General features: G+C 71.1%; 27 protein-coding genes and 2 pseudogenes. 19 read left to right on the top strand and 10 right to left on the bottom strand.

All coding sequences use genetic code 11. The features are described from left to right. The first annotated feature begins 15 nt into the window (after positions 1-15). The 3 genes from FHX80_RS00310 (at position 16) to FHX80_RS00300 (ending at position 3,017) form a co-directional block, all read left to right on the top strand. Entirely contained in the window at positions 16-1,596 is a 1,581-nt protein-coding gene (locus tag FHX80_RS00310) for an ABC transporter substrate-binding protein (RefSeq protein ID WP_145762238.1), read from the top strand. Between the two features lie 121 nt (positions 1,597-1,717). Next, entirely contained in the window at positions 1,718-2,401 is a 684-nt protein-coding gene (locus FHX80_RS00305) for a uracil-DNA glycosylase (protein ID WP_145762237.1), read from the top strand. Positions 2,402-2,531: 130 nt separating this feature from the next. Next, positions 2,532-3,017: a hypothetical protein gene (locus FHX80_RS00300; protein ID WP_145762236.1), complete on the top strand. Its 486-nt coding sequence runs from the start codon at positions 2,532-2,534 to the stop codon at positions 3,015-3,017. Positions 3,018-3,104: 87 nt separating this feature from the next. On the opposite strand, the gene FHX80_RS00295 is transcribed toward FHX80_RS00300, so the two are convergent. Further along, a complete protein-coding gene (locus tag FHX80_RS00295) occupies positions 3,105-3,572 on the bottom strand; it encodes a hypothetical protein (RefSeq protein WP_375884706.1) in 468 nt (155 codons plus the stop codon). A gap of 260 nt (positions 3,573-3,832) precedes the next feature. Here FHX80_RS00295 and FHX80_RS00290 point away from each other — a divergent pair. The 3 genes and pseudogenes from FHX80_RS00290 to FHX80_RS00280 form a co-directional block, all read left to right on the top strand. Then, positions 3,833-4,588: pseudogene (locus tag FHX80_RS00290) on the top strand (FAD-dependent monooxygenase); the annotation flags it as partial. Between the two features lie 19 nt (positions 4,589-4,607). Further along, positions 4,608-5,507: a Gfo/Idh/MocA family protein gene (locus tag FHX80_RS00285; protein WP_145762235.1), complete on the top strand. Its 900-nt coding sequence runs from the start codon at positions 4,608-4,610 to the stop codon at positions 5,505-5,507. 214 nt (positions 5,508-5,721) lie between these two features. Next, positions 5,722-6,081, top strand: a complete 360-nt coding sequence (locus FHX80_RS00280) for a hypothetical protein (protein WP_145762234.1) — start codon at positions 5,722-5,724, stop codon at positions 6,079-6,081. 54 nt (positions 6,082-6,135) lie between these two features. Here the strand turns inward: FHX80_RS00280 and lnt are convergent, their stop codons facing one another. The 3 genes from lnt to FHX80_RS00265 form a co-directional block, all read right to left on the bottom strand. Beyond that, entirely contained in the window at positions 6,136-7,779 is a 1,644-nt protein-coding gene (gene lnt / locus FHX80_RS00275) for an apolipoprotein N-acyltransferase (protein ID WP_145762233.1), read from the bottom strand. A 97-nt stretch (positions 7,780-7,876) separates the two neighbouring features. After that, positions 7,877-8,380, bottom strand: coding sequence for a nuclear transport factor 2 family protein (locus FHX80_RS00270; RefSeq protein WP_145762232.1), 504 nt, complete (start codon positions 8,378-8,380; stop codon positions 7,877-7,879). A 116-nt stretch (positions 8,381-8,496) separates the two neighbouring features. After that, positions 8,497-9,360 carry a universal stress protein gene (locus FHX80_RS00265; protein ID WP_145762231.1) on the bottom strand — a complete coding sequence of 288 codons (864 nt, stop codon included), beginning with the start codon at positions 9,358-9,360 and terminating at the stop codon, positions 8,497-8,499. A 281-nt stretch (positions 9,361-9,641) separates the two neighbouring features. On the opposite strand from FHX80_RS00265, the gene FHX80_RS00260 reads away from it, so the two are divergent. The 5 genes and pseudogenes from FHX80_RS00260 (at position 9,642) to FHX80_RS00245 (ending at position 12,228) form a co-directional block, all read left to right on the top strand. Continuing rightward, on the top strand, positions 9,642-10,019 hold the full coding sequence (locus tag FHX80_RS00260) for a hypothetical protein (protein WP_145762230.1): 378 nt from the start codon (positions 9,642-9,644) through the stop codon (positions 10,017-10,019). A 31-nt stretch (positions 10,020-10,050) separates the two neighbouring features. Further along, positions 10,051-10,670: pseudogene (locus FHX80_RS00255) on the top strand (flavin reductase family protein). Between the two features lie 102 nt (positions 10,671-10,772). Continuing rightward, the gene (locus FHX80_RS00250) at positions 10,773-11,597 is read left to right on the top strand and encodes a hypothetical protein (RefSeq protein WP_244318102.1); all 825 of its coding nucleotides are present in this window, start codon (positions 10,773-10,775) and stop codon (positions 11,595-11,597) included. A gap of 206 nt (positions 11,598-11,803) precedes the next feature. Then, on the top strand, positions 11,804-11,962 hold the full coding sequence (locus FHX80_RS34560) for a hypothetical protein (protein WP_164494545.1): 159 nt from the start codon (positions 11,804-11,806) through the stop codon (positions 11,960-11,962). Between the two features lie 119 nt (positions 11,963-12,081). Further along, positions 12,082-12,228, top strand: a complete 147-nt coding sequence (locus FHX80_RS00245; RefSeq protein WP_375884718.1) for an alpha/beta fold hydrolase — start codon at positions 12,082-12,084, stop codon at positions 12,226-12,228. Between the two features lie 82 nt (positions 12,229-12,310). On the opposite strand, the gene FHX80_RS34555 is transcribed toward FHX80_RS00245, so the two are convergent. Continuing rightward, positions 12,311-12,487, bottom strand: coding sequence for a hypothetical protein (locus tag FHX80_RS34555; protein WP_167523340.1), 177 nt, complete (start codon positions 12,485-12,487; stop codon positions 12,311-12,313). A 9-nt stretch (positions 12,488-12,496) separates the two neighbouring features. Then, complete coding sequence (locus FHX80_RS00240; RefSeq protein WP_145767001.1) at positions 12,497-13,045, bottom strand: flavoprotein; 549 nt, start codon at positions 13,043-13,045, stop codon at positions 12,497-12,499. Between the two features lie 132 nt (positions 13,046-13,177). Between FHX80_RS00240 and FHX80_RS00235 the strand changes: the two genes are divergently transcribed. The 3 genes from FHX80_RS00235 to FHX80_RS00225 all read left to right on the top strand — a co-directional run bounded on the left by FHX80_RS00235 (position 13,178) and on the right by FHX80_RS00225 (position 14,917). Continuing rightward, entirely contained in the window at positions 13,178-14,356 is a 1,179-nt protein-coding gene (locus tag FHX80_RS00235) for a helix-turn-helix domain-containing protein (RefSeq protein WP_145762229.1), read from the top strand. Between the two features lie 121 nt (positions 14,357-14,477). After that, positions 14,478-14,657, top strand: coding sequence for a hypothetical protein (locus tag FHX80_RS00230; protein ID WP_244318101.1), 180 nt, complete (start codon positions 14,478-14,480; stop codon positions 14,655-14,657). Then, positions 14,654-14,917, top strand: a complete 264-nt coding sequence (locus FHX80_RS00225; RefSeq protein WP_145762227.1) for a DUF7848 domain-containing protein — start codon at positions 14,654-14,656, stop codon at positions 14,915-14,917. The genes FHX80_RS00230 and FHX80_RS00225 overlap by 4 nt, the downstream gene beginning before the upstream one ends. 181 nt (positions 14,918-15,098) lie before the next feature. Here the strand turns inward: FHX80_RS00225 and FHX80_RS00220 are convergent, their stop codons facing one another. Next, a complete protein-coding gene (locus FHX80_RS00220; protein ID WP_145762226.1) occupies positions 15,099-15,971 on the bottom strand; it encodes an undecaprenyl-diphosphate phosphatase in 873 nt (290 codons plus the stop codon). Between the two features lie 183 nt (positions 15,972-16,154). Further along, positions 16,155-16,868: a TVP38/TMEM64 family protein gene (locus tag FHX80_RS00215; protein ID WP_145762225.1), complete on the bottom strand. Its 714-nt coding sequence runs from the start codon at positions 16,866-16,868 to the stop codon at positions 16,155-16,157. A gap of 48 nt (positions 16,869-16,916) precedes the next feature. Here FHX80_RS00215 and FHX80_RS00210 point away from each other — a divergent pair, with 48 nt between their 5' ends. From FHX80_RS00210 to FHX80_RS00200, 3 genes are all read left to right on the top strand, one after another. Continuing rightward, positions 16,917-17,654: a DNA alkylation repair protein gene (locus tag FHX80_RS00210; RefSeq protein ID WP_145762224.1), complete on the top strand. Its 738-nt coding sequence runs from the start codon at positions 16,917-16,919 to the stop codon at positions 17,652-17,654. A 326-nt stretch (positions 17,655-17,980) separates the two neighbouring features. After that, complete coding sequence (gene tuf / locus FHX80_RS00205) at positions 17,981-19,150, top strand: elongation factor Tu (RefSeq protein ID WP_145762223.1); 1,170 nt, start codon at positions 17,981-17,983, stop codon at positions 19,148-19,150. A 113-nt stretch (positions 19,151-19,263) separates the two neighbouring features. After that, positions 19,264-20,109, top strand: coding sequence for a spermidine synthase (locus FHX80_RS00200; RefSeq protein WP_145762222.1), 846 nt, complete (start codon positions 19,264-19,266; stop codon positions 20,107-20,109). A gap of 212 nt (positions 20,110-20,321) precedes the next feature. Here FHX80_RS00200 and FHX80_RS00195 read toward each other — a convergent pair whose 3' ends face one another. After that, a complete protein-coding gene (locus tag FHX80_RS00195) occupies positions 20,322-21,419 on the bottom strand; it encodes a DUF8017 domain-containing protein (protein WP_145762221.1) in 1,098 nt (365 codons plus the stop codon). Positions 21,420-21,573: 154 nt separating this feature from the next. Between FHX80_RS00195 and FHX80_RS00190 the strand changes: the two genes are divergently transcribed. Beyond that, positions 21,574-22,011: a DUF4442 domain-containing protein gene (locus tag FHX80_RS00190; RefSeq protein WP_145767000.1), complete on the top strand. Its 438-nt coding sequence runs from the start codon at positions 21,574-21,576 to the stop codon at positions 22,009-22,011. A 163-nt stretch (positions 22,012-22,174) separates the two neighbouring features. Then, positions 22,175-22,834, top strand: a complete 660-nt coding sequence (locus FHX80_RS00185) for a DedA family protein (protein WP_145762220.1) — start codon at positions 22,175-22,177, stop codon at positions 22,832-22,834. Between the two features lie 40 nt (positions 22,835-22,874). Here the strand turns inward: FHX80_RS00185 and FHX80_RS00180 are convergent, their stop codons facing one another. After that, on the bottom strand, positions 22,875-23,405 hold the full coding sequence (locus tag FHX80_RS00180) for a gamma carbonic anhydrase family protein (protein ID WP_145762219.1): 531 nt from the start codon (positions 23,403-23,405) through the stop codon (positions 22,875-22,877). Positions 23,406-23,433: the final 28 nt, after the last annotated feature.

The following is a 23,433-nucleotide window of genomic DNA, read 5'->3' as shown; positions in this document are numbered from 1 at the left end:
TCGAGGAGCGTGCACGTGTTCTACCGGGCCAGTCTGCAGGCTGCTGCAGCCTTTGCTTCCCTGTCTCTGCTGGCCGGCTGCGGGCTGTTGTCCGACAGCGGTTCGGCCGTGCAGCAGAAGCTGGTTGTCGGAACTACCAGTGAACCCTCCACCCTCGACCCGGCGGCGGCGTGGGACGGCTCCTGGGAGCTGATGCGCAACGTGTTCCAGACCCTGGTCAGCTTTCCCACCGGAAGTACGAGCCCCGAGCCCGATGCCGCGGATCACTGCAAGTTCACCGACAACACCAGCACCGCCTACCGCTGCACGCTCCGCGAGGGCCTGAAGTTCTCCAACGGGGACAAGCTCGACGCCGAGGCCGTGAAGTACTCCATCGACCGGATCAGGGCGATCGCGGTCAAGGGTGGCCCCAACGGCATGCTCGGCTCGCTGGACCGGGTGGAGACCAAGGGTGACTACGAGGTCATCTTCCATCTGAGCAAGCCGGACGCCACCTTCCCGTTCGTGCTCGCCACGCCCGCCATGTCGCTGGTGGCCCCCAACGACTACTCGGAGCACAAGATCCGCGACGACGGCAAGGTCACCGGGTCCGGGCCGTACCTGCTGGACGAGTACAAGCCGGGTGACCGCTCCAAGCTGGTGCGCAACCCCGACTACAAGGGCTTCGCCGACCGGAAGAACGACGCCGTGACCATCCGGTACTTCAAGGAGTCCGGCGCCATGGTGAAGGCGCTCAAGGAGAACGAGATCGACGCCACCTACCGAGGGCTGTCCGCCGAGGAGGTCGTCAGCCTGGAGGACAACGAGGACAAGAAGAGCGATCTCCAGCTCGTCGAGACGGTCGGCGCGGACATCCGCTTCCTGGTCTTCAACCCCAAGGACCCGGCCGCCGGGAACCCGGCCGTGCGGCGGGCGATCGCCCAGCTCGTGGACCGGGACGCACTGGTGGCCAAGGTCTACCAGGGCACCGCCGAGCCGCTCTACTCCATGGTGCCCAAGGGCATCGCGGGGCACACGACCAGCTTCTTCGACACCTTCGGCGACCCGAACAAGCAGAAGGCCCGGAAGATCCTCACCGACGCCGGCATCACCGAGCCCGTCGCGATGACCTTCTGGTTCACCACCGACCGGTACGGCTCCTCGACGGCCCCCGAGTTCGCCGAGCTCAAGCGCCAACTGGAGTCTTCCGGGCTCTTCAGGATCACTCTGAAGAGTCAGCCCTGGAAGAAGTTCCAGGAGGGCTTCACCAAGGGTGAGTACCCCGTCTTCGGCCGCGGCTGGTTCCCGGACTTCCCGGACCCGGACAACTTCATCGCCCCCTTCGTCGGCAAGGACAGCGTCACGGGCATGCCGTACGCGAAGGACGAGATCACGAAGCAGCTGCTGCCCCAGACCCGCAAGAAGAGCGACCGGGGTGCGGTCAGCCAGCAGTTCGAGCGGGCCCAGAAGATCCTGGTCGACGACGTCCGGCTGCTGCCGCTGTGGCAGGGCAAGCTGTATGTGGCGGCGGGCGAGGACATCGGCGGCGGCGAGCGTGCGCTGGACCCGCAGACGGTCATGCAGATGTGGGAGCTGTACCGCAAGGCCAGCTGGTAGCCCTCCCGGGCCCGCCCCTCGGGCCTCCCCAGCGGCTTCGGCGCAGGCTCCAGGCTCCGTTGTCAGTGGTCGCCGGTAGGTTCTGAGGTCAAGAACTGATTGTTTACCGGAGGTTGTTGACGTGACCGACACCGACCTGCTGCCCGAGTCATGGCGTGGCGTCCTCGGCGAAGAGCTGCAGAAGCCGTATTTCAAGGAGCTCATCGAGTTCGTCGAGGAGGAGCGGGCCGCGGGGCCGGTCTATCCGCCTCGGGAACAGGTGTTCGCCGCGCTCGAAGCCACTCCGTACGACAAGGTGAAGGTCCTGGTCCTGGGGCAGGACCCGTACCACGGCGAGGGCCAGGGGCACGGGCTGTGCTTCTCCGTGCGGCCGGGCGTGAAGACCCCGCCCTCCTTGCGCAACATCTACAAGGAGATGAAGGAGGAGCTCGGCCTGCCGGTCCCGGACAACGGGTATCTGATGCCGTGGGCGGAGCAGGGCGTGCTGCTCCTCAACGCCGTCCTGACGGTGCGCGCGGGCGAGGCCAACTCACACAAGGGCAAGGGCTGGGAGAAGGTCACGGACGCGGTGATCCGCGCGCTCGCGTCCCGGCCCGACCCGGCCGTCTTCGTGCTCTGGGGCAACTATGCGCAGAAGAAGCTTCCGCTGATCGACGAGGAGCGCCATGTGGTGGTGAAGGGTGCGCACCCCTCGCCGCTGTCGGCCAAGAAGTTCTTCGGGTCCCACCCGTTCACCCGGATCAACGAGGCCGTCGCGGCGCAGGGACACCAGCCCATCGACTGGCGCATCCCCGACCTGGGCTGATGGCGCGCCGGAGCCTGGGTGCGATTGCGGGTCGCGGCGGTTAGCGTCGAACCGGCCGGAACCATCCGGAACCGTCCGGAATCAATTGGATTCGGCCGGGCGCAGACGAACGGGTGCGAGGGAGACCGCAGTGACGGAGCAGCAGGAGGCGTCGCGGGACGTCGTCATGACCAGAATCGGCCAGGCGATCATGCTGCTGCACGGCGGTGACCGGGAGGAGGCCCGTAACCGCTTCGGCCTGCTCTGGGAGGAGATCGGTGAGGACGGTGACGCCCTGCACCGGTGCACCCTCGCGCACTACATGGCGGACACCCAGGACGATCCCGGTGACGAGCTGGCCTGGGACCTGCGGGCGCTGACCGCCGCCCAGTCGCTGACGGACGAACGGGGGGCGGATCACCGGGACGCGCTCGCGGTGCGGGCCTTCTACCCGTCGCTCCACCTCAATCTCGCGGCGGACTACGTGAAGCTCCGGCGTCCGGCGGCGGCCCGGATCCATCTGAACCGGGCCCGGGACGCCTCCGTCGTCCTCGCGGACGACGGGGTCGACGACGGCTACGGGGGCGGCGTCAGGGCGGCCATCGGTCGGCTGGAGCTGCGGCTGCTGGAGCTGTGAGGGGGAGCGGCGGGGCTGTGAGGAGGAGCGGCGGGGCAGCCCGTGCCGACGGGTCCTGCCCGGCCGTCCTCCCGTCGGCCGGCCCGGTCAGCGGCCGTAGGTGTGGTCGCAGATCCGCGACTGCGGACTGCCCGCGGGCCAGTGCCCGTACCCCCGTCCGAGCGTGCAGACATCCCTCCCGGTGACCGGCGCCGGAAGGACCGGCGCGGGGACGACGGGCACGGCCCGGCGCGGCCGTGGGTGCGGGCGCTCCGGGACGGGCTGGTTCCGTGGCTGCGGGACGCGGGGTCCGGCATGCCGCGCTGCCGGAGGGGCGGCGGACCCCCGGCCGGCCGCGGCGGAGGGAGAAGAAGAGGGGGACGGCTTCGGGGCCGGTACGGCTTCCAGGGTGTCGCGGACCGGGGGCAGGCCGATCTGCGGGGCCAGGTCCTGGGCCGGCCGGCCGGTCGCCGGACTTGGCGGGTCGCTCGGCGGCGGCTGCACGGACACACACCCGGACAGGGCCGTGACCGACACGGCGACCAGGAGCTTCACGATGGTTCTGGTTCGATGCACCTGATCAACTCTGCGGTGCCGAACCGTCATTGAGTGAGGCGGAACCCTCGGATTGGTCCGCACGAGTGACCCCGGTCAGCGCAGTGCCCCGCGTGTCGCAACTTGCGCAGCGGCTGTTCGGTGATTGTCCGGCGGCTGTGCGGAACCCGTGTGTCAGTGCCCGAGCATCCCGCGCAACAACTCGCCGAAGCCGGTGCGCGACTCCGCCTCGGACGGCACGGAACGGCTGTAGGAGCCTGCCGCGCACGAGAACATGCCTACGGGGCGCGCTCTTCCCCGACCACCCCGGCCCGTCCTGCGCGGGCTTCACCACCTGGCGCATCCTGGCGCCCGCGCCCGCCGAGCCCTTCGCCCCGCACGAGACCTGGGGCCGCGGGGCGCTCTGGGGCACCCAGCCGCTCAAGGACGGCCGGATCTACGCCTACGCGGCGGCCGTCGCCCCGGCGGGAGCACGGGCCGCCGACGACGAGCGGGCGGAACTGCAGCGCCGGTTCGGCGACTGGCACCGGCCGATCCCCGCGATCATCGACGCCGCCGACCCCCGGAGGCGTGCTCCGGCACGACGTGTACCGGATGACGGACCCGCTGCCCGCCTTCCACCGGGGACGCACGGTACTCGTCGGGGACGCCGCCCACGCCATGGCGCCCACCCTGGGGCAGGGCGGCAACCAGGCCATCGAGGACGGGATCGTGCTCGCCCACCACGTGGCACCGGGTACGGACCTGGTTGCGGGCCTCGCCGCGTACACCGCCGACCGGCTGTCCCGGACCACGGCCGTCGTCCGCAGGGCGGAACGGGTCTCCCGGCTGATGCGCCTGTCCGGGCCCGCGACCGTCGCGGTGCGCGACTTCGTGATGTCCACGGTCTCCGGCTCGGACCGGGTCTCGTCCTGCGCACCTTCGACGGCTTCGCCGACTGGCGGCCACCGCAGCACACGTATGCTGCCGGGACGAACGGCGCGTCGGCGCAACCGCGGTGGACCACCACGGACGAGGACCGCGACGCACGGCGTTGAACAGCGAGGAGGAGACCCTGTGAAGGTCGGTTGTATCGGGCTCGGCGACATCGCGCAGAAGGCGTATCTGCCGGTGCTCACCACCCTGCCGGGGGTCGAACTGCACCTCCAGACGCGCACCCCCGGAACCCTGGCCGCGGTCGCGGCGACCCACCGGATCCCTCCCGGGCAGTGCCACACCGACCTTGACTCGCTGCTCGCCCAGGGGCTGGACGCGGCGTTCGTGCACGCTCCGACCGCCGTGCACCCGGAGATCACCGGCCGGCTGATCGAGGCGGGCGTTCCCACCTACGTCGACAAGCCCCTCGCGTACGGATTCGCTGAGTCCGAGCGGCTGGTGGAGCTGGCCGAGGCACGTGGTGTCGGTCTCGCCGTCGGCTTCAACCGCCGCGTGGCGCCCGGCTACGCCCAGTGCGTCGAGCACCCGCGGGAGCTGATCATCATGCAGAAGAACCGGGTCGGGCTCCCCGAGGAGCCGCGGACCATGGTTCTCGACGACTTCATCCACGTGGTCGACACCCTGCGCTTCCTGGTGCCCGGGCCCGTCGAGCACACCGTCGTACGGGCCAGGATCCGCGAGGGGCTGATGCACCACGTGGTGCTCCAGCTGTCCGGGGACGGCTTCACGGCCATCGGGGCGATGAACCGGCTCAGCGGCTCGACCGAGGAACGGCTGGAGGTCTCCGGCCAGGACTCCAAGCGCGAAGTCGTCAACCTCGCCGAGGTGATCGACCACAAGGGCCAGCCGAGCATACGGCGGCGCGGCGACTGGGTACCGGTGGCCCGCCAGCGTGGCATCGAGCAGAGCGTGCTGTCGTTCCTGGACGCCGTGCGGGCCGGGAAGCTGCTGAGCGCCCGGGATGCCCTGGAGACGCATGAGCTGTGCGAGCGCATCCTGCGCGACCTCGACTGCGCGTAAGGCTGAGGCTGTGCGTAAGGCTGAGGCTGTGCGTGAGGGCAGGGCTGGGCATCGGGCTTGTCCGTAGCGCTGCTCGCACGACCGTGTGCGGGGCTGGTCGTCCGGGTCGGGCGCGGGCCGGCCCCTTGACCCCGTCCGCCGCTCCTCGGGATGCGTGTGGCCCGGAGCCGATGCAGGGTGAGGAGATGGACCACCGGCCCGTGGAGGTGACCTCGTGAAACGCCACCATGAGCCGCAGGGCTGGAGTCCGCTCCAGCCCCCGCCCGGCTACTACTCGGCGGACGGCCGTCCTCCCGACGCCGTGCAGCGTGCCCTGATCCTCGACTGGGCGGTCAGTCAGCGGATCGCCGGCGGCTGGCGTGTGGAGTCCCGCTCCGAGACCCAGGTCGTCATGATCCGGGGCCGCCCCCTGAACCATGTGCTGCACGCCGTTCTGACGGTCTTCAGCTGCTTCCTGTGGGGTGTGGTGTGGCTGGTGCTGGGGGTGACCAACAAGGTCGAACGGATCGCGCTCACCGTCGATGCCATGGGCGACATCGTCTCCGTGAACGGCCCTGGCCGGAACGTGTTCTGAACGCGCACTACTCATGAGCCGCCGCGCGGGGAACTCACGAGTGGCGCGGGGACCTCACGAGCCGTCGGGCGGATCGGACTCCGATGCCGGGCAGTCGGGCCGCACGGACGCCGCTCCGCCGTCCGCGGCGACGGCGCCCACCGGTGCGGACCGGCCGGGTCCGCGCACGGACCGCACCCCTTCGAAGGCGCAGAACGCGGCAAGGACACCCAGCGCGCCGTACAACGGCCAGTCACCCAGCCGGACATACAGGGTGGTGCCCCGTGCCAGGGGTACGGCGAACACAGCGGCCCCGCTCGTGTCCGTGCCGAGCGGAGCGCCGACCCGCTCACCCTGCGGGCCGTACACCGCACTGACACCTGTGAGCGTGGCGTGCACCATCGGGCGGCCGTTCTCGGCGGCCCGCAGAGCTCCGAGCGAGGCGTGCTGGGCGGGCGCCCAGCTGTGCTGGAAGGACGTGGTGGAGGACTGGGCGATGAGCACCTGCGCACCGTGCCGGGTCAGCTGACGGCTCATATCGGGAAACGCGGACTCGAAACAGATCAGCGGGCCGATGCGCAGTGCGTTCGCACGGGGCAGCGTCATGATGACCTGCCGCGTGCCGCGCAGCCGGTCCTCGCCCGCCGCCCTGCCCATCGAGGTGACCCAGCCGAGCGCCGAACGGGCCGGGACGTACTCGCCGAAGGGAACCAGCCGCATCTTGTCGTAGCGGTCTCCGGTCAGCCCCTGCGGACCCACCAGCACGGCGCGCTTGAAGATTCCGGTCCGGCCCGAGGCATCGGTCTGCCGGGCGTCCACGTTCACCAGCACATCCGCGCCCACCAGGCTTGACAGCGCCGCGATCCGGGCCGCGACAGCGGGCCGCCGGACCGGATCCACCGTGACGCTGCTCTCGCCCCACACGACCAGGTCGAGGTCCCGGCCCGCCAGCGAGCGCGTCAGCTCCTCACTGCGTGCGAAGCGGCGCTGCACACTGCCGGGCCCCTCGACGACACCGGGCTGTACGACGGCGATCCGGGCCACTCCCGACCGCTCCGGCTGCGGCGCCCACATCCACACCGCGCCCACCACCACGGCGCCCACCACAAGTGAGACGACGGCCATCGTGCGGGCGGCAGAGGCCATCAGCAGCACGGTGATCGCCGTGTTCACCGCCACCACCAGCAGGCTCACCAGCCAGACCCCGCCCACCGAGGCCAGCCGGAGCGCGGGTGTCACCTGCCACTGGCTCGCGCCCAGCAGCCCCCAGGGACCGCCGAGCGCATCCCAGGAGCGGACCAGTTCGATCATCAGCCAGCCGCACGCCACCACGATCACGGCTGCCACCACAGCGGCTCCGGACAACGGCCGGCCCAGCAGGCGGAAGACCAGCAGGCCCCACGGGGCCCACAACAGACCGAGCAGCGCCGCCAGCACCACGATGAACACATGGAGACTCGGCATCAGCCAGTGGTGCACGGCCAGCATGTAACCGGTGCCGCCGAGCCACCCGTCGATCGCCGCCCGGCGGCCCGTACCGGCGGACCGGATCAGCAGCAGCAGGGGGACCAGGGCGACGTAGGCGAACCACCACAGCGAAGGAGCGGGGAACGCGAGCGCCGGCAGCGCACCGGCGAGGAGCGCGACGATGCCACGCCACACGGCGGAACCGAGTACTCGTTCGCCCCACTCGTGCCGCTGCCCGGCCCCGATCCGCATGCCGTGCCTCCTCGTCCTGCCCGCATCCCAGGGTCCTTCGGGAACCCGTTCCCCTGTTCTCCCCCAGTGTGGGGCCGCGGAAGCGGACCGGCGCGGATCAGCCGGTGACAAGGGTGCCCGACAGGCTCCGCCACTTCTCGTGCACGGTCACGCCCCGGATCCGCCAGCCGCTCTCCGTACGGAGCAGATCGAAGACGTACCGCCCGCCCGAGACGAAGTTCGGTGCGGTCGGCGGGGCTTCGCCGCCGCCGTTCCCGGCGCCCTCGGCGTCGTTCCCGAGCCGCATCGGATTCATGTAGTCGGCCTGCACCTGGGCGCCGTCACCCGGGTAGCCGCCGAGATCCTGGAGGTCGAGGCGGCGGTTGACGATCAGATGCTGCCGTACGGGAAAGAGCAGCATCGTCCGGGAGAGCCATTGCGCGACCTCGGAGGCGGGCCCTTCGATGCCGCCCGCGGTGCGGTAGTCGGCGCGGCCGTCCGGGGTGAACAGTGCTTGGTAGTCCGTCCATTCGCCGTCGTCCACCGCCACCGCGTAGCCGGTGATCACGGCATCGATGGAGATCCGGTCCATCACGGTCGAGAGATCCACGCGCTGCGTCATCGGGTCAGTCTGTGCCCGCGGGCGTCAGGGGCCAAGTGTCGTGCACCCCCCGGCGGGCCGGGAACGGCCGTGCGCGGGCGGCGCCGAAGGCGGTGCGGGACCCGGAAGGAGGGCGGTCAGCCGGGGACCACGGCCACCGGGCCCCGCGCATGGGTGAGCGTGGTCTGCGCCACCGGGGAAAGGCCGAGACCGAGCGACTCACCACCCCTGCGCCGACCGATCACCGTCAGGGCCGCGGTCGCCGACGCCGCGACGAGCGTGTGCGACGCGGAGCCGTTCACGGGCTCCCTCATGACCTCGACCTGCGGGTATTGCTCCCGCCGGCCCGCGGTCAGCTCGGCGAGGGTGCGCTCGGCCGCGTCGGCCGCCGCGTCCCGGTCGAAAACGGGTCCGCCCGACAGCATCGAGGAGAACATCGTCCAGCCGTGCACGATCCGCAACCGCGCACCGGGGCGCGACGCGGCCGCCTCGAAGGCGAACTCCAGCACCGACTCGCTGCTCTCGTCGGCGGCCACGCCCGCGACGACGTCCGAGGAGACCTCCGCGGTCTCCTCCGGGCCCTCCGCGAGCCGCCCGCCGTGGACGACGACCACGGGGCACCGGGCCATCGACGCGGTCGCCAGGCTGTTGGAACCCAGCATCAGGGAGCGGAAGCCGCCGAGCCCGCGCGAGCCGACCACCACCATCGACGCGGCGCGGCTGAGCGAGGTCAGAGCGGCCGCCGGGAAGTCGAGCGGCGCGAGCGTCGTCGGGTGCAGCCCGGGAGCGATCTCGTTCACCCGGCGCACGGACTCCGTGAGCAGTTCCTCCGCCTCGCGCTGCTGCGCCTCGTGGCCGGCCCGCCGGGTGCGCTGGAGCGCGTGCACGACCACCAGCGGAAACCCCCGGCCGACCGCCTCGCGGGCCGCCCAGTCCAGTGCGTCGCGGCTGGGTGCCGACCCGTCGACCGCGGCGATCACGGGAAGCTGGGTGCTGGTCATGGCTGCCTCCGGAGTCCGGTGTTGCGTGTCCCGGGCCGGTACGCGTGCGCCCGGGACGTACCCCGTACGGTACGGCCGGCCGATGCCCGCTGCCGAGGCGGGGGACGGCCGCGCAGGTCCCGCCGGCCGCCGGCCACGTATGCCGCGGGCGTACGGGCAGTCCGGATCATCGTCACACCGAGCAAGGAGCGGCGGAGCCGGTCGGCCACCTGGTCCGGCACAGCGGACCGCCGAACGCCGTTGTCCTCGTCGCTCGCCGTGCCTGCGCCTATGCTCGCGGGATGGAGCAGAGCGAAGTCGTGAAGCGTGTGATCGGCATCCTCACCGAAGCGGGCGAGATGCGCAGGCTCTTGGAGGAGAACCCGGACCGCGGCGACCCGAGCAACGACTCGACCGTGGTGACGGCCCTGCTGAACGAGACGATGCCACGGATCGCCATCCCCGAGGACGCCACGATCGAGGACGTGGTGGGGCTGGTCGGCCGCGAGGTCGGGGGCGCGGTGGAGCAGTTGGTCGGAGCGTTCACCCTGGCGTTCGCGATGCTGGCGCAGGTGCACGACTCGGGGCAGACGGACGTGACGTCCGCGGACGTGCTGCAGGACCTCGCCCTGCGGGCCGAGCAGTTCGGCACCGACGACCCGGGCGACACCGAGGCGTAGGGCCTGCGAGGAGAGCGGCACACTCGGTGCCATGCGCATCGACTTCGATCCCTCGTGCACGGACCGGGGCACGTTCTACCGGCTGCTCACCGCCGTGGTCGTTCCCCGGCCCATCACCTGGATCTCCACCGTCACCCCGGACGGCGAAACCGCCAACCTCGCACCGCACTCTTCTTCACGATCGCCTGCGTGAGCCCGCCCGTCGTCCAGTTCACCTCGGTCGGGCGCAAGGACTCGCTGCGCAACCTCGAGGAGACCGGCTCCTTCGTGGTCAACTCCGTCCCGGAGCACCTCTTCGAGCAGATCAACGCGACCGCGACCGACTTTCCTCGCGGTGTCAGCGAGTTCCCCGCCGTCGGCGTCGAGCCGGAACCCAGCCTGAAGGTGAAGCCACCGCGGGTGGCGGGTTCACCGGTGGCCCTCGAATGCGAGCTGCGCAGCACGGTCCTGCTCGGCGACTCCACGGTCGTCTTCGGCCGTGTGGTGCATGCCGTGGTCGACGAGGACGTCATGACGGACGGGCATCCGGAAGTCACCAGGCTGCGCCCACTGACCCGGCTCGGCAAGGACGAGTGGGGCACCTTCGGAGGCGTACGGGAGATCTCCCGTGTCCCGTACGCCCAGTTGCAGGAGGACCGCTCCGCCCGGTGAAGCGGTGCGTGGTCCGGGACCCGCCGCTACTCCACCGGGCGTACGGCCACCGCCTTCCGGCGTACGACGACGCCCGCACCCGGCCGGGAGATCCTGCGCACCATGGAGAACCGGACCGCAGCAACAACCCCGGCCGGACGGGCGGACGACCGCGTCCACCGCCCGTCCACGCCCTTGCACCCTCGTCATGACATACGCCCGGTCGAGGGGATCTGCTACGCGACGGGGGCCGTGCTCATCGCGTCGGGACTAGTGCATCTCGTCGTCCTCGTCGCAGGCGGCGGCTCCTGGGACGGCCCGGTGTCCTGGCGCAAACCCGTCACCTTCGGTCTCTCCTTCGGCCTGACACTCATCGCGATCGCCTGGGTCTCCTCGTACCTGCGGATCGGTGTGCGCGCCCGGACCGTGCTGCTGGGGGTGTTCGCCGCGGACTGCGTGCTGGAGGTCGCCGGGATCACCGTCCAGGCATGGCGCCGAGTGCCGTCCCACTTCAACATGGAGACCCCGTTCGACACAGGGGTGTCCATGGCGCTGGCCGTCGGCGGGGGAGTACTGGTCGTCATTCTCTCCGTCCTCTCGGCCGCCGCGTTCCTCCGGCGGCCCGCGGGACCGCCCGGCATGGCGCTCGCACTGCGGGCGGGCTGCGGGATTCTCGTCATCGGGCTGCTGTCGGGGGCGGCCATGATCGCGCGCGGCGTCTATCTCACCCGCACCGGAAATCAGTTGGCGGGTTACACCTCCACGGCGTCGCTCAAACCCCTGCACGGCGTCAGTCTCCACGCCGTTCTGGTGCTTCCGGTACTGGCCCGCCTCCTGGTCATGACATCGTGGAGCGCACACACCCGCGTGTCCGTCGTGCGGGCCGCTGTCGGCTGCTACGCGACGGCGGTCGCGGCGGCGCTGGTCTGGGCGGTCGTCGCCTACTGATGCGCCCGTGAAGGCAAAAACGGGGCGCACCGGCGACGGTGCCGACGGCCGGACCAGCGGCAACGGATAGTCTCTGCAAGCCTCGTCGGATACCGGTGCCCTGGTGGGCGCGGGACCGGGACGATGCCACACCCCCGTCGTCGCCGCTGTCCGCGGACCGGCCGGCCACGGGGCTATCACAGCAACTGCGATGTACAGGAGACCCGATGGCTGATACCCCGCCCCGCCAGGTTCAGCGGCGCTCGGACGAGAGCGCCGCGGGCTCGGCGGCCGAGGCCCCCGGCCGTGTCGAGGCCGTACCGACACCGCGCTACCAGGGGCTGTTCGTCGAACCCGATCTTCCGCCTTTCGTCGAGACCGAGTGACGGCACCGAGGCCGAGGTCCGGACTGCCCCCGTTCCCGCTCCGGCGGGCACGGGGGCGCGGGCTCCTGCCGTCCTTCACGCGGCCCGCACTCGTCGTCTGGGCGGCCGGGGACCGCGTGATGCCGCCCGAACACGGCCGGCGCCTCGCGGCGCTCCTCCCGCAAGGGCGGCTGGTCGCGATCGCGGACAGCCGCACGCTCGTCCCGCTGGACCAGCCGGAGCGGCTGGCCCTGGCGATCCGGCAGTTCGTGACGGCTCCCAGGTGACACCCGCACACCCTTGACCTGAAGCCTGAAGCCTGAAGCCTGAAGGCCACGCGGGACAGCATCGACGACAGTCAGCCGCAGGTCACGCGGCCTCGACGGCATCGCCGCGCACCACCGCGGCCCACTCCGCGAGCAGCCGCTCGTACTCCCGGCGCCCCTCCGGCGACAGGCGGCCGCCCCGCTGCCACAGGGCGCGAATGTCCGCGTTCACCGCGGCCAGCGAGCGCGCAGCGGGACGGGCAGGAGTGGGAACGGGCATACGAACAGACTACGACCGCCCACCGGCAATGGCGCCGACCGCGTCGAGAGCGCGCTCCCACGGGAACCCCTCCGGCCGCCGCTCACCCGGTTCATTCGGCTCGAAGCCGCCAGGGCCGTACAACACCCGCACCCCCGCACCCTGCAGCACTTCCACCGACCGGTCGAACTGGGGATGCCGCACGTAGGCGGCGTTCACACACGGCATGGCCAAGGCCGGAATCCGTTTCCCTATCGCCTCTGCCGCGACCCCCACAACGAACTTCGACGTCAGGCCGAGGGCCCACTCGTTGACCGTGTTGAACGTGGCGGGTGCGACGAGGATCACGTCAGCCTTCGGCCAAATGTCCGGGCTGCCCGGCATCTTGTACTCCGACCGGACCGGGTGGCCGGTCAGTCGCTCCAGTTCCGGCCGCTGCGGTTCCAGCCACCGCGCGGCCGTCGGCGTCAGCCCGAGGCACACATCCCAGCCGCGGGCCTGCGCATCCTCCACGACATGTGCCGCCTCGAGGACGGGCGGGGCGGCGGAGCCGAACAGGTAGAGCACGCGAGACGTCATTGGCCCATCCCACCCCGCCGGATCCCGGACACGCAACCACCCCCGGATCGGATGGATTTGGCGACGACGCATGATCCGGCGCACGGACGCGCAGGTACCGTTCCGGATGACGATCCAGGAACGGAGGCCCGTATGAGCGCACCGGACGACGGCCGCATCGGCGCCCGCATCAAGGAACAACGGAAGCTCGCCCGGCTCACCCAGAGGGAACTGGCCGCGCGCATTCCGTACTCCTACAGCCTGTTGAACCAGGTCGAGTGCGGAGCCCGCCAGGCTACCGACGCCTTTGCCGCCGCTGTCGCTGCCGCGCTCGGCATTGATGCTGCTGTCCTCCACGGCCCACTCCACGCGAACGATGAGCAACAGTGCCGCCTGGCCGTCCTGGTGAGCCCCATCCGCCAAGCCCTCGACCTGTACGACCTCGATCACGAACCAGTAGGCGGCATCCCTGTCGCAGGGCTTGCGGCCGAGGCCGACCGGATCTGCCGACAGGTCCGAGCCACCCACCTACGGGCGGCAGCACGCGCCCTCCCCGCAGTGATCGCCGGTCTGACACAGGCGGCCCGCACGGCACCGACGGTCGCGACGTGGCAGGCGCTCGCCTCGACGTACCGAACGGCACACGACATCGCGTTGAAGGTCGGCTTCCCCGACCTCGCGATCGTCGCCCTCGACCGGATGGGCTGGGCCGCCGAACGCGCCTCCGACCCGTGTCTGGCCGCGATCCGCCAGTACAAGCGCGCGCTCGGGCATGCCGAGTCGGGAAAGGACCTGGGGCGGCGGATGGTCGAGGCCGGCCACGCACTCGTCGCCGACGATTCATCGAGGGAGGCGCTCGCGGTGGCCGGGCAGCTCCACCTCGGCGCGTCCGCGGTGGCCGCACGTGCGGGCGACAGCGGCGCCGTGGCGCAGCACATCACCGCTGCCCGCGAGTTGGCCGACCGTGTCGGCGGTGAGGCGCGCGAAGTGCACTGGCTTTCCTTCGGCCGGATGAACGTCTCCCTGCACGAGATGGGCGCCGCCATCACCATGCGGCAGTACGACGACGCGCTGCGGCAGGCGCGCACGATGAAGCTGCCCGCGGCGACGTTGACCTCGCGGCGCGCCCGGTTCCTCGTCGACCGCGCCAACGTCGAGATGGAGACCGGGCACACGGACGCCGCACTGCGCCACCTCGTCGAGGCGCGCCGGGCCGCGCCGGAGCAGACCCGCTATCACCCGCGGACCCGTGAGACCGTGACGGGGCTGCTCAACACGGCACGCCGCACTCCGGACGGCCTCGGCCACATGGCCGTCTGGATCGGCCTCTAGGACACTCACAGAACTGTGAGCGTTGCGCCCTCCACGTCCTGGCACGCTCGTCGTACCTGATCAGAGACGAGCCGGGGACGCCATGACCGTGAGGGCCTTACCACCAGTCGAGGAGCTGACCATGCAGCAGCTGCGCGGGTGGTCGTGCCTCTGGTGCGCGGCGGAGGTCGCGACCGGCACTGCCACGAACCTCGGTGAACAGCAGCACACGCCGGCCGACGGCAGCCCGTACTGGTGGTTCCCCCGGGCGTGCCCCGACACCACCGCCTGCGCCCGGCGCGCGGCGGGGACAGGCCCATGAGTATCCGCTCCGTGATCCGCCTGGCGGACTGGACGATCGGCCCCGACCGCGAACCCGGTACCTCCCGGCCGTTGTACGAGGTGGAGTGCACGACGTGTCAGGCGTCCTCGGAGGCGACCGAGGGGCCGGCACGGCCCGGGAGCTGGGCGCTGCGCCACACCGGCCGTCACCCTGGCCACCGCGGCTACCGGGCGATCATCACGTCGTTCCTCAGGGCCACCCCCGCCCCGGGCAACCCGCTGCACGAGGAGGCCGGATGATCGCCGACCGGCCGCGGACGGGTCCCGCCGGCCCGACACCCCGTACGCCCGGTGATCCGCCGGGAGACGACGGGGAGGACGACCGGCTCGAAGAGGCTCTGAAACCCTCCCGGATCAGCTGGATCTCCCCAGCGGACATCTTCGGTTCCGAGCCGGACACATCCGCCGAGAAGAACCTCGATCAGCCCGCGGACTCACCCGCGTGCGGGCTCAGTACACCCGCTGCGACCAGCGCGAACAGGACGATGCCGAGCAGCACGCGGTAGATGACGAACGGCATGAAGCTCTTGGTCGTGATGAACTTCATGAACCAGGCGATGACGACGTACCCCACACCGAACGCGATGAACGTGGCGAAGATCGTCGGACCCCAGGCCACGTGTCCCTCGCCCGCGTCCTTCAACTCGAAGACGCCCGACGCGAGTACCGCCGGGACGGCGAGCAGGAACGAGTAACGTGCCGCCGCCTCGCGGGTGTAGCCCATCAGCAGACCACCGCTGATCGTGGCGCCGGACCGGGAGACGCCCGGGACCAGGGCCATGGCCTGGCAGAAGCCGAAGATCAGGCCGTCCTTGATGCCCAGTTCCTTGAGGGTCTTTCGCTCCTTGATCGCCCGGTGCTTGCCGCCGGTCTCGTCACGGGCGGCCAGGCGGTCGGCGATGCCGAGGACGATGCCCATCACGATCAGGGTCGTGGCGATCAGCCGCAGATCACGGAACGGGCCCTCGATCTGGTCCTTGAACGTCACACCGAGCACACCGATGGGGATCGAGCCGACGATGACCAGCCAGCCCATCTGGGCGTCGTGGTCGCTCCGCATCGAGCGGTCCGTCAGCGACTTGAACCACGCCCCGACGATCCGGACGATGTCCTTGCGGAAGTAGATGAGAACTGCGGCTTCCGTGCCGATCTGGGTGATGGCGGTGAACGCCGCACCCGGATCGTGCCAGCCGGCGAACGCCGCGGTGAGCCGCAGGTGCGCGCTGGAGGAGATCGGCAGGAACTCGGTCAGTCCCTGAACGAGGCCGAGGACGAAGGATTCGAACCAGCTCATGGGGCTTGGGCCATCCTGAAGTGATCATGCATCGTCCGACGGGCTTCGGAGCCGTCGGCAGCGTGCGGATTGCGGTCATGTGAGGGCAGGGCCGCATGGGACCCGGAGATCGTCTGTCGGTCGCGGGAAGCGTATCGCCCCCGGGTGAACAGGATTACGACAACCCCCGGCCGTAACGCCGCGTCACTCGGCGCCCAGCCGGTGACGTCGGCGCCAGGCGACCACGGCCGCGCCGAGACCGGTCAGCACGATGAAGCCCATCGCGGCCAGGAACGCGGGCGATGTCGGCGACGAGGCCTCGCTCCCCGCCACGACGTACGCGGCCGTGTTGGGGATCGAGCCCAGCCCGGTCGCCGCCAGGAACGGGGGATAGCCCATGCGCGACACCGCGGCGCAGTAGTTGGCGGCGGCGAAGGGCACTCCGGGGAACAGCCGCAGCGCCAGCATCGAGCGGAACCCGTGCCTGCTCAGCTGTCCGTCCGCCGCCCGCATCCAGCGCCCCCGCAGCAGCGTACGGAGCGCGTCCTGCCCCAGCACCCGGCCGAGCCCGAACGAGATGCCCGCGCCGAGCACCGTGCCCGCCAGCGCCGCCGCCAGACCGGCCTGCGCGCCGAACAGCGCACCTGCGGCGAGGTTGAGCAGCGGCCGCGGCACGAAGGCCACCGTGCACACGCCGTACGCGAGGCCGAAGAGCACGACCGCGACGGCGCCGCCGCTCAGCTGGGTCGGCCAGCCGGCGGCGAGCAGCCGCTGCGGTTCGAGGAGCAGCATCGTCGTCGCGGCGGCCAGCAGCACCGCCACGAGCAGCGAGAGCCGGGACCAGGGCGAGAAAAGCACCCTCGTGCAGCGCGTGGCGAGGCCGGTGGCAGGCCGGGTGGCGGGGACGGGGTCGAGCATTCGGGGAGAGTATCCGACACCGGGCGTGATCGCCGTAATGTGACCGTTATGAGCGACGGATCCGACACCGCCGGCGGTGCGGCCGAACCTGCCCCCGGGATCCCCGGCAGCACACTGGCCGACACCGTGCTGGAGCGCCTCACCGCGCTGTATCCCACGGCGGCCGACCCCGTGCGGGCCCGGTCCGCCGCCGTGTACATGAAAAACATCGCGCCGTTCCTCGGCATCCCCACCCCCCGGCGCCGGGCACTGTCCCGCACCGTCCTGGAAGGCGCCCCGCGCCCCGGCGAGACGGACTGCGCCGCCATCGCGCTTCGCTGCTGGGGGCTGCCCGAGCGCGAGTACCAGTACTTCGCCGCCGACTACCTCCGCCGCCACGTCGCGCGCTGCTCTTCCGGCTTCCTGCCGGTCGTGCGCCATCTGGTCTCCACCGTGCCGTGGTGGGACACCGTCGACGCCCTGGCCGCCCATGTCGCGGGTCCGCTGGTGGCCGCCGGCCCGGAGCTCCGGCAGGACATGGACGCGTGGATCGAGGACGACGACGTCTGGATCGTCCGCACGGCGCTGCTGCACCAGCTGCGCTTCAAGGAGGACACCGACACCGGACGGCTCTTCGGATACTGCCTGCGCCGGGCCGACCACCCGGACCTCTTCATCCGCAAGGCGATCGGATGGTGCCTGCGCGAGTACGCCAAGACCGATCCGCAGGCCGTACAGGGCTTCGTCGACGGCGCCCGGGGGAGGCTGTCGCCCCTGTCGGTGCGAGAGGCCACCAAACACCTTTGAGGCGGTGCGCGGGAGTGCCGCCCCTCCAACTGCCCGGCTGCCCGCCGAAAATCGCTCGACGGGCCCGCCGCCGTCGGACATGATCGAAGCATGTTCCGGTACGCCTTCCTCGCAGCGCCGTCCGCAGTCGCGGACGCGCCGAAGGCTGCCGCGAACGTCGCGGCCACCACCGCGGCAGCAGTCGCAGCAGCATTCACGGCTGCCGCAGCGCCCATCGGCGGCGCTCGAAGCTGACCCTCCCCCGACAGTCCGGCGGACCCCGTAAGGGGAGGGTCGGCGGGGCCCTGGGGTCTTCTCTCTCAGCTTCGAATTCCAAGGAATGAGCCATGCCCAAGACGGCATACGTGCGCACCAAGCCGCACCTCAACATCGGCACCATGGGCCACGTCGACCACGGCAAGACCACCCTGACCGCCGCCATCACCAAGGTCCTCAGCGACCGCGGCACCGGCACTTTCGTCCCGTTCGACCGCATCGACCGGGCGCCCGAGGAGGCGCAGCGCGGCATCACCATCAACATCGCGCACGTCGAGTACGAGACCGGCACCCGGCACTACGCGCACGTCGACATGCCTGGGCACGCCGACTACATCAAGAATATGGTGACCGGCGCCGCCCAGCTCGACGGGGCGATCCTCGTCGTGTCCGCGCTCGAAGGGATCATGCCGCAGACCGCCGAGCACGTGCTGCTGGCCCGCCAGGTGGGCGTCGACCACATCGTCGTCGCCCTCAACAAGGCCGACGCGGGCGACCCCGAGCTGGCCGACCTGGTGGAGCTGGAGGTGCGCGAGCTGTTGTCGGCGCACGGTTACGGTGGCGACACCGTGCCCGTCGTGCGGGTCTCGGGCCTGCGGGCGCTGGAGGGCGACCCACTCTGGACGGCGGCGGTCGAGGCGTTGCTCGACGCCGTCGACACCTACGTACCGATGCCGGTGCGCTACACCGACGCGCCGTTCCTGCTGCCGGTGGAGAACGTCCTGACCATCACCGGCCGGGGCACTGTCGTCACCGGTGCGGTGGAGCGCGGGACCGTCCGCGTCGGTGACCAGGTGGCGGTGCTCGGAGCCGGCATCGAGACGGTCGTCACGGGTCTGGAGACCTTCGGTAAGCCGATGGAGTCCGCCGAGGCCGGGGACAACGTCGCGCTGCTCCTGCGCGGGGTCGAGCGCGACCGGGTACGCCGCGGGCACGTCGTGGCGGCGCCGGGCAGCGTGACACCGAGCCGGCGCTTCACCGCGCAGGTGTACGTCCTGTCCGGGCGGGAGGGCGGCCGCACCACCCCGGTCGCCACCGGCTACCGGCCGCAGTTCTACATCCGCACCGCGGACGTCGTCGGTGACGTCGACCTCGGCGAAGCGGCGGTGGCGCGTCCCGGCACGACGGTCACCATGACCGTCGAACTGGGCCGGGACGTACCGCTGGAGACCGGCCTCGGCTTCGCCATCCGTGAGGGCGGCCGCACGATCGGCGCGGGCACCGTCACCGGGCTGCTCTGAGACGTGACGGCACAGCCGGGTCCGCCTTCCGTACTCCACGGGAGGCGGACCCGGCGCCGTGCGCGGCCGTCGCCGCGGTCACGAGCAGTCGGCAGGCACCGCACAATGGGGGAGTGAACGAGTCGATACCGGTCGTCCGCGACGTGGACCGGGGCACCGCCAGACTGCTCCCCGACGTGGACCGGGAGCGCGCCTGGCTGCTGACCGTCGACGGGGCGCCCCAGTCGTACGTCGACCTGGACGCGCCGGAACACCTTGAGTTCGAGTACGCGAGGCGGCTCGGCCACGTCGTGGACTGCGTGGCCGAAGCGGGCGCACCGCTCGACGTGCTGCACCTCGGCGGCGGCGCCCTCACCCTGCCCCGCTATGTCGCCGCGACGCGTCCCGGCTCCCGGCAGGACGTCGCCGAGGCCGACCGGGGGCTGCTCGCCCTCGTCGCCGAGCACCTCCCGCTGCCGGACGGCAGCGGGATCGCCGTGCACGGCACGGACGCCCGCGAGCACTTGGAGGCGACCGCGCCCGGCTCCGTGGACGTCCTGGTCGCGGATGTCTTCGGCGGCTCGCGGGTGCCCGCCCATCTGACCTCCGTCCCCTACGCGCAGGCCGCGGCGCGGGCGCTGCGCGCCGACGGGGTCTACGCCGCCAACCTCGCGGACGGGGCGCCGTTCGACTTCCTGCGCCCGCAACTCGCCACCTTCGCGGCCGTCTTCGAGGAGCTTGCGCTGATCGCCGAGCCGGCGGTGCTGCGCGGCCGGCGCTTCGGCAACGCCATCCTCGTCGCGTCCCGCGTCCCCTTCGACACGGCCGCGCTGACCCGCCGTTGCGCCGCCGACGCGTTTCCGGCCCGCGTCGCGTACGGCGCCGCCGTGACCGGGCTCGTCAAGGGCGCCCGGCCGGTCGGTGACGCCGACGCGGTCGACTCGCCCGAGCCGCCCGACGGTGCCTTCGGCATCGGCTGACGCGGGCGCACTCCCGGCCACCACCCCGGCGGGGGTGGTCCGGCGTCGGTTCGAGTGGGCCCGGAACGAACAGCGCTGCCCTGCCCCGCCGATCAGCAGCCGGTATCGCGGCCCGCCCGGGGCGGGCCGATGGGCGTGCGAGGCCGGCGCCGGTCGCCGGGGCGACCGGCGCCGGCGTGGCCCCGTGGTGCCGAAGGGTGTGCCGCGGAGCGTCAGGACCCGGTGGTCTTCACCAGGCGCACCGTGCTCAGAATCTTCTGGATCGTCGCGTCCGGCAGCTCGTCCTTGACCGAGGCGGCGGCGTACAGGACCCAGGAGGAGAAGGCTCCCTTGCCGTTCTTGAAGGTGAAGGCGATGGACTTGCCGTCCGTGTCGCACTTCTTCTTCTTGGTGACATTGGGCGCCTTGGCGGTGACCAGACTGCCGGTCAGACCGGACTTGGTGGTGTACTGCTCGGCCTTGCTGATCTTGATGGTGCTCTTCGGCATGTGCTGCGCGTAGGCGGCCCATGCCCAGGTGCCCGCCTCGTTCCTGGCGTTCAGATCGGCGTCCGTGGCACCTTCCGCGCCGCGGGTGCCGGTGCCGGCCAGGCTGGTGTTCTCCTTGACGCCGTCCTGGTCTGAGTCGTCGACGCACCACTTGCTTTTGAGGTCCGCGGGCGCGGAGAAGCCGATGAGCGGCGAGCCGTCACCCTTCTTGTCGTCCTCGAAGTACGAGGACGTGCTGGGGGACGAGACATCCCAGTCGCCGGGCACGTCGAACTGCGTGCCCCACTTCGGGTTGGTCACCACCTTCCAGCCGGCGATGAGCGGCTTGGCGTCCTCGTCGGAACCGCGCGGGTTCGACTCCGGTGACGACGCGGACCCGGAGGGCTTGGCGGGCGCGGACGACTTCTTGTCGTCGGCGACGTTCTTGCCGTCCTTGTCGTCGTCCTTGTTCATCACGACAACGCCGGTGATCACCGCGGCCGCGACGACCGCGAGCGCCGCGACGATGGCGACGACGGTCGTCTTCTTCTTGTCGTTGCCGGGCTGCGGCGGTCCGGGCGGGCCGGGAACCGCGTGCTGCGGCATCGTCGGCTGCTGGTACGGGTTGGGCTGCGGGTAGCCCGGCTGACCCTGCTGCGGGTAGCCCTGCTGCCCCGGCTGTCCCTGTTGCGGGTAGCCGTACCCGGGCTGCTGACCGGACGTGCCCGGCTGTTGGAATCCCGGCTGCTGATAGGGATTCGGCTGTTGGTAACCCGGCTGCTGATACGGGTTCTGGTCCTGCGGGTTCTGCTCGCCCCCGGGCGGCTGCTGTCCTGGCCACATGGCGAGTAACGATAGAGGGGCGCCGCGAGGTCGGCTACGGCCGCCCCCGTGAGCGGATGGTGAAGGACGTGATCAGGCGAGGGGCGGGTGGTCGCAGGGGCATGGCCAAACACCTCTACCCGTGAGTAACATCAGGCTCATGAGCGCTGAGCAGATGACCGCGGGCGAGATGGTCGCCGCGACGGTTCCGATGGTCCGGACCCTCGACCTCGAATTCCTGGAGTCCACCGCCGAACGCGCGGTGGTCCGCCTGCCGGACCGGACGGACTTCCACAACCATGTCGGCGGACCGCACGCCGGCGCGATGTTCACGCTGGCGGAGTCGGCGAGCGGCGCCATCGTCATGGCCGCGTTCGGGGACCAGTTGACGCGGGCCGTCCCGCTCGCGGTGAAGGCCGAGATCGGTTACAAGAAGCTGGCCATGGGCGACGTCACCGCCACCGCCACGCTCGGCAGGCCGGTGGCGGACGTCGTCGCCGAACTCGACGAGGGCAAGCGCCCCGAGTTCCCTGTGACCATCCTGATCCGGCGCGAGGACGGCGCCGTGACCGGCGAGATGACCGTGGTCTGGACACTGCGCCCGAACGCCTGACCAACGCCTGATCCCGGACGGCACCGAAAGGGCCGCCGCCCACCCGGCAGGGGTGCGGGGCGGCCCTTCGTGCTGTCCCGGCCGGCGCCCCGACCGGTAGGCTGCCCGCCGTGCGCCGAGGAGCTGTCCGGCGCGACAGGACATCACTACGGAGGAACCGGCTTTGCATATCCAGGAGTGGCTGGAGACCGTCCCCGCGATCAGCGTCTACCTCCTGGTGGGCATCGTGATCGGTCTGGAGAGCCTCGGCATCCCGCTGCCGGGGGAGATCGTCCTGATCAGCGCGGCGCTGCTGGCCGCTGGGCACGACGGCATCAACCCGTGGATCCTGGGTGCCTGCGCCTCGGCGGGGGCGGTGATCGGTGACTCGATCGGTTATGCCATCGGCCGTAAGGGCGGACGTCCGCTGCTCGCCTGGCTCGGCGGGAAATTCCCCCGGCACTTCGGCGAGGGCCAGATCGCCCTGGCGGAACGCTCGTTCCACAAGTGGGGCATGTGGGCGGTCTTCTTCGGCCGCTTCGTCGCCCTGCTGCGCATCTTCGCCGGACCGCTCGCCGGCGTCCTGCACATGCCGTACTGGAAGTTCCTGACCGCCAACCTGCTCGGCGGGATCGTCTGGGCCGGCGGTACCACGGCCGTCATCTACTCGGTGGGTGTCGTCGCCGAGGCCTGGCTCAAGCGGTTCTCGTACCTGGGACTGGCGATCGCGGTCCTGATCGGACTCGCCTCGATGCTGGTCCTCAAGAACCGGGCCAAGAAGGCGGCGGCACAGTCCACGGCGCGGTCCGCGCCCGAGCCGGGGATCGTACCGGCGGCCGACTGATCCGGATGGATCCCGGCCGGGCGGCCGGGATCCCCCGCGCTCAGTCCTCGTACGCCTGGCGGTGGGCCTTGGCCAGTTCCACGTAGCCGACCGCGTTGAACTTCACGCCGTCGAGCTCCTCCTCGGTCAGCTGCCGCTTTACCTTGGCGGGAACGCCCGCGACCAGCGAGCCCGGCGGCACCCGCATCCCCTGCGGGACCAAGGCCTGGGCGGCGATCAGCGAGCCGGTGCCGATGTGCGCGCCGTTCAGGACGGTGGCCCCCATGCCGACCAGGACGTCGTCCTCGATGGTGCAGCCGTGGAGCACCGCGTTGTGCCCGACCGAGACGCGCTCACCGACCGTGACGGGGAAGCCCGGATCGACATGGACGCTGCAGTTGTCCTGGATGTTGGAACCGGCGCCGATGACGATGGCACCGCAGTCCGCGCGCAGCACCGCGTGGTACCAGACGCTGGATCCGGCCGCCATGGTGACCTCGCCGATCACGACCGACGTCGGCGCGGTGAAGGCGGACGCGTCGATCTCCGGTTCCTTGCCGCCCATCGCGGTGATCAACGCCTGCTCTGCCATCGCGCGTTCCTCCGTGCTCCGGTGCTGT

Origin of the sequence: Streptomyces brevispora, from assembly GCF_007829885.1 — a bacterium.
In the GTDB taxonomy this organism is placed as follows: domain Bacteria; phylum Actinomycetota; class Actinomycetes; order Streptomycetales; family Streptomycetaceae; genus Streptomyces; species Streptomyces brevispora.
The sequence above is the reverse complement of the archived record's forward strand: the minus strand, read 5'-3'. Positions and strand labels throughout refer to the sequence as shown.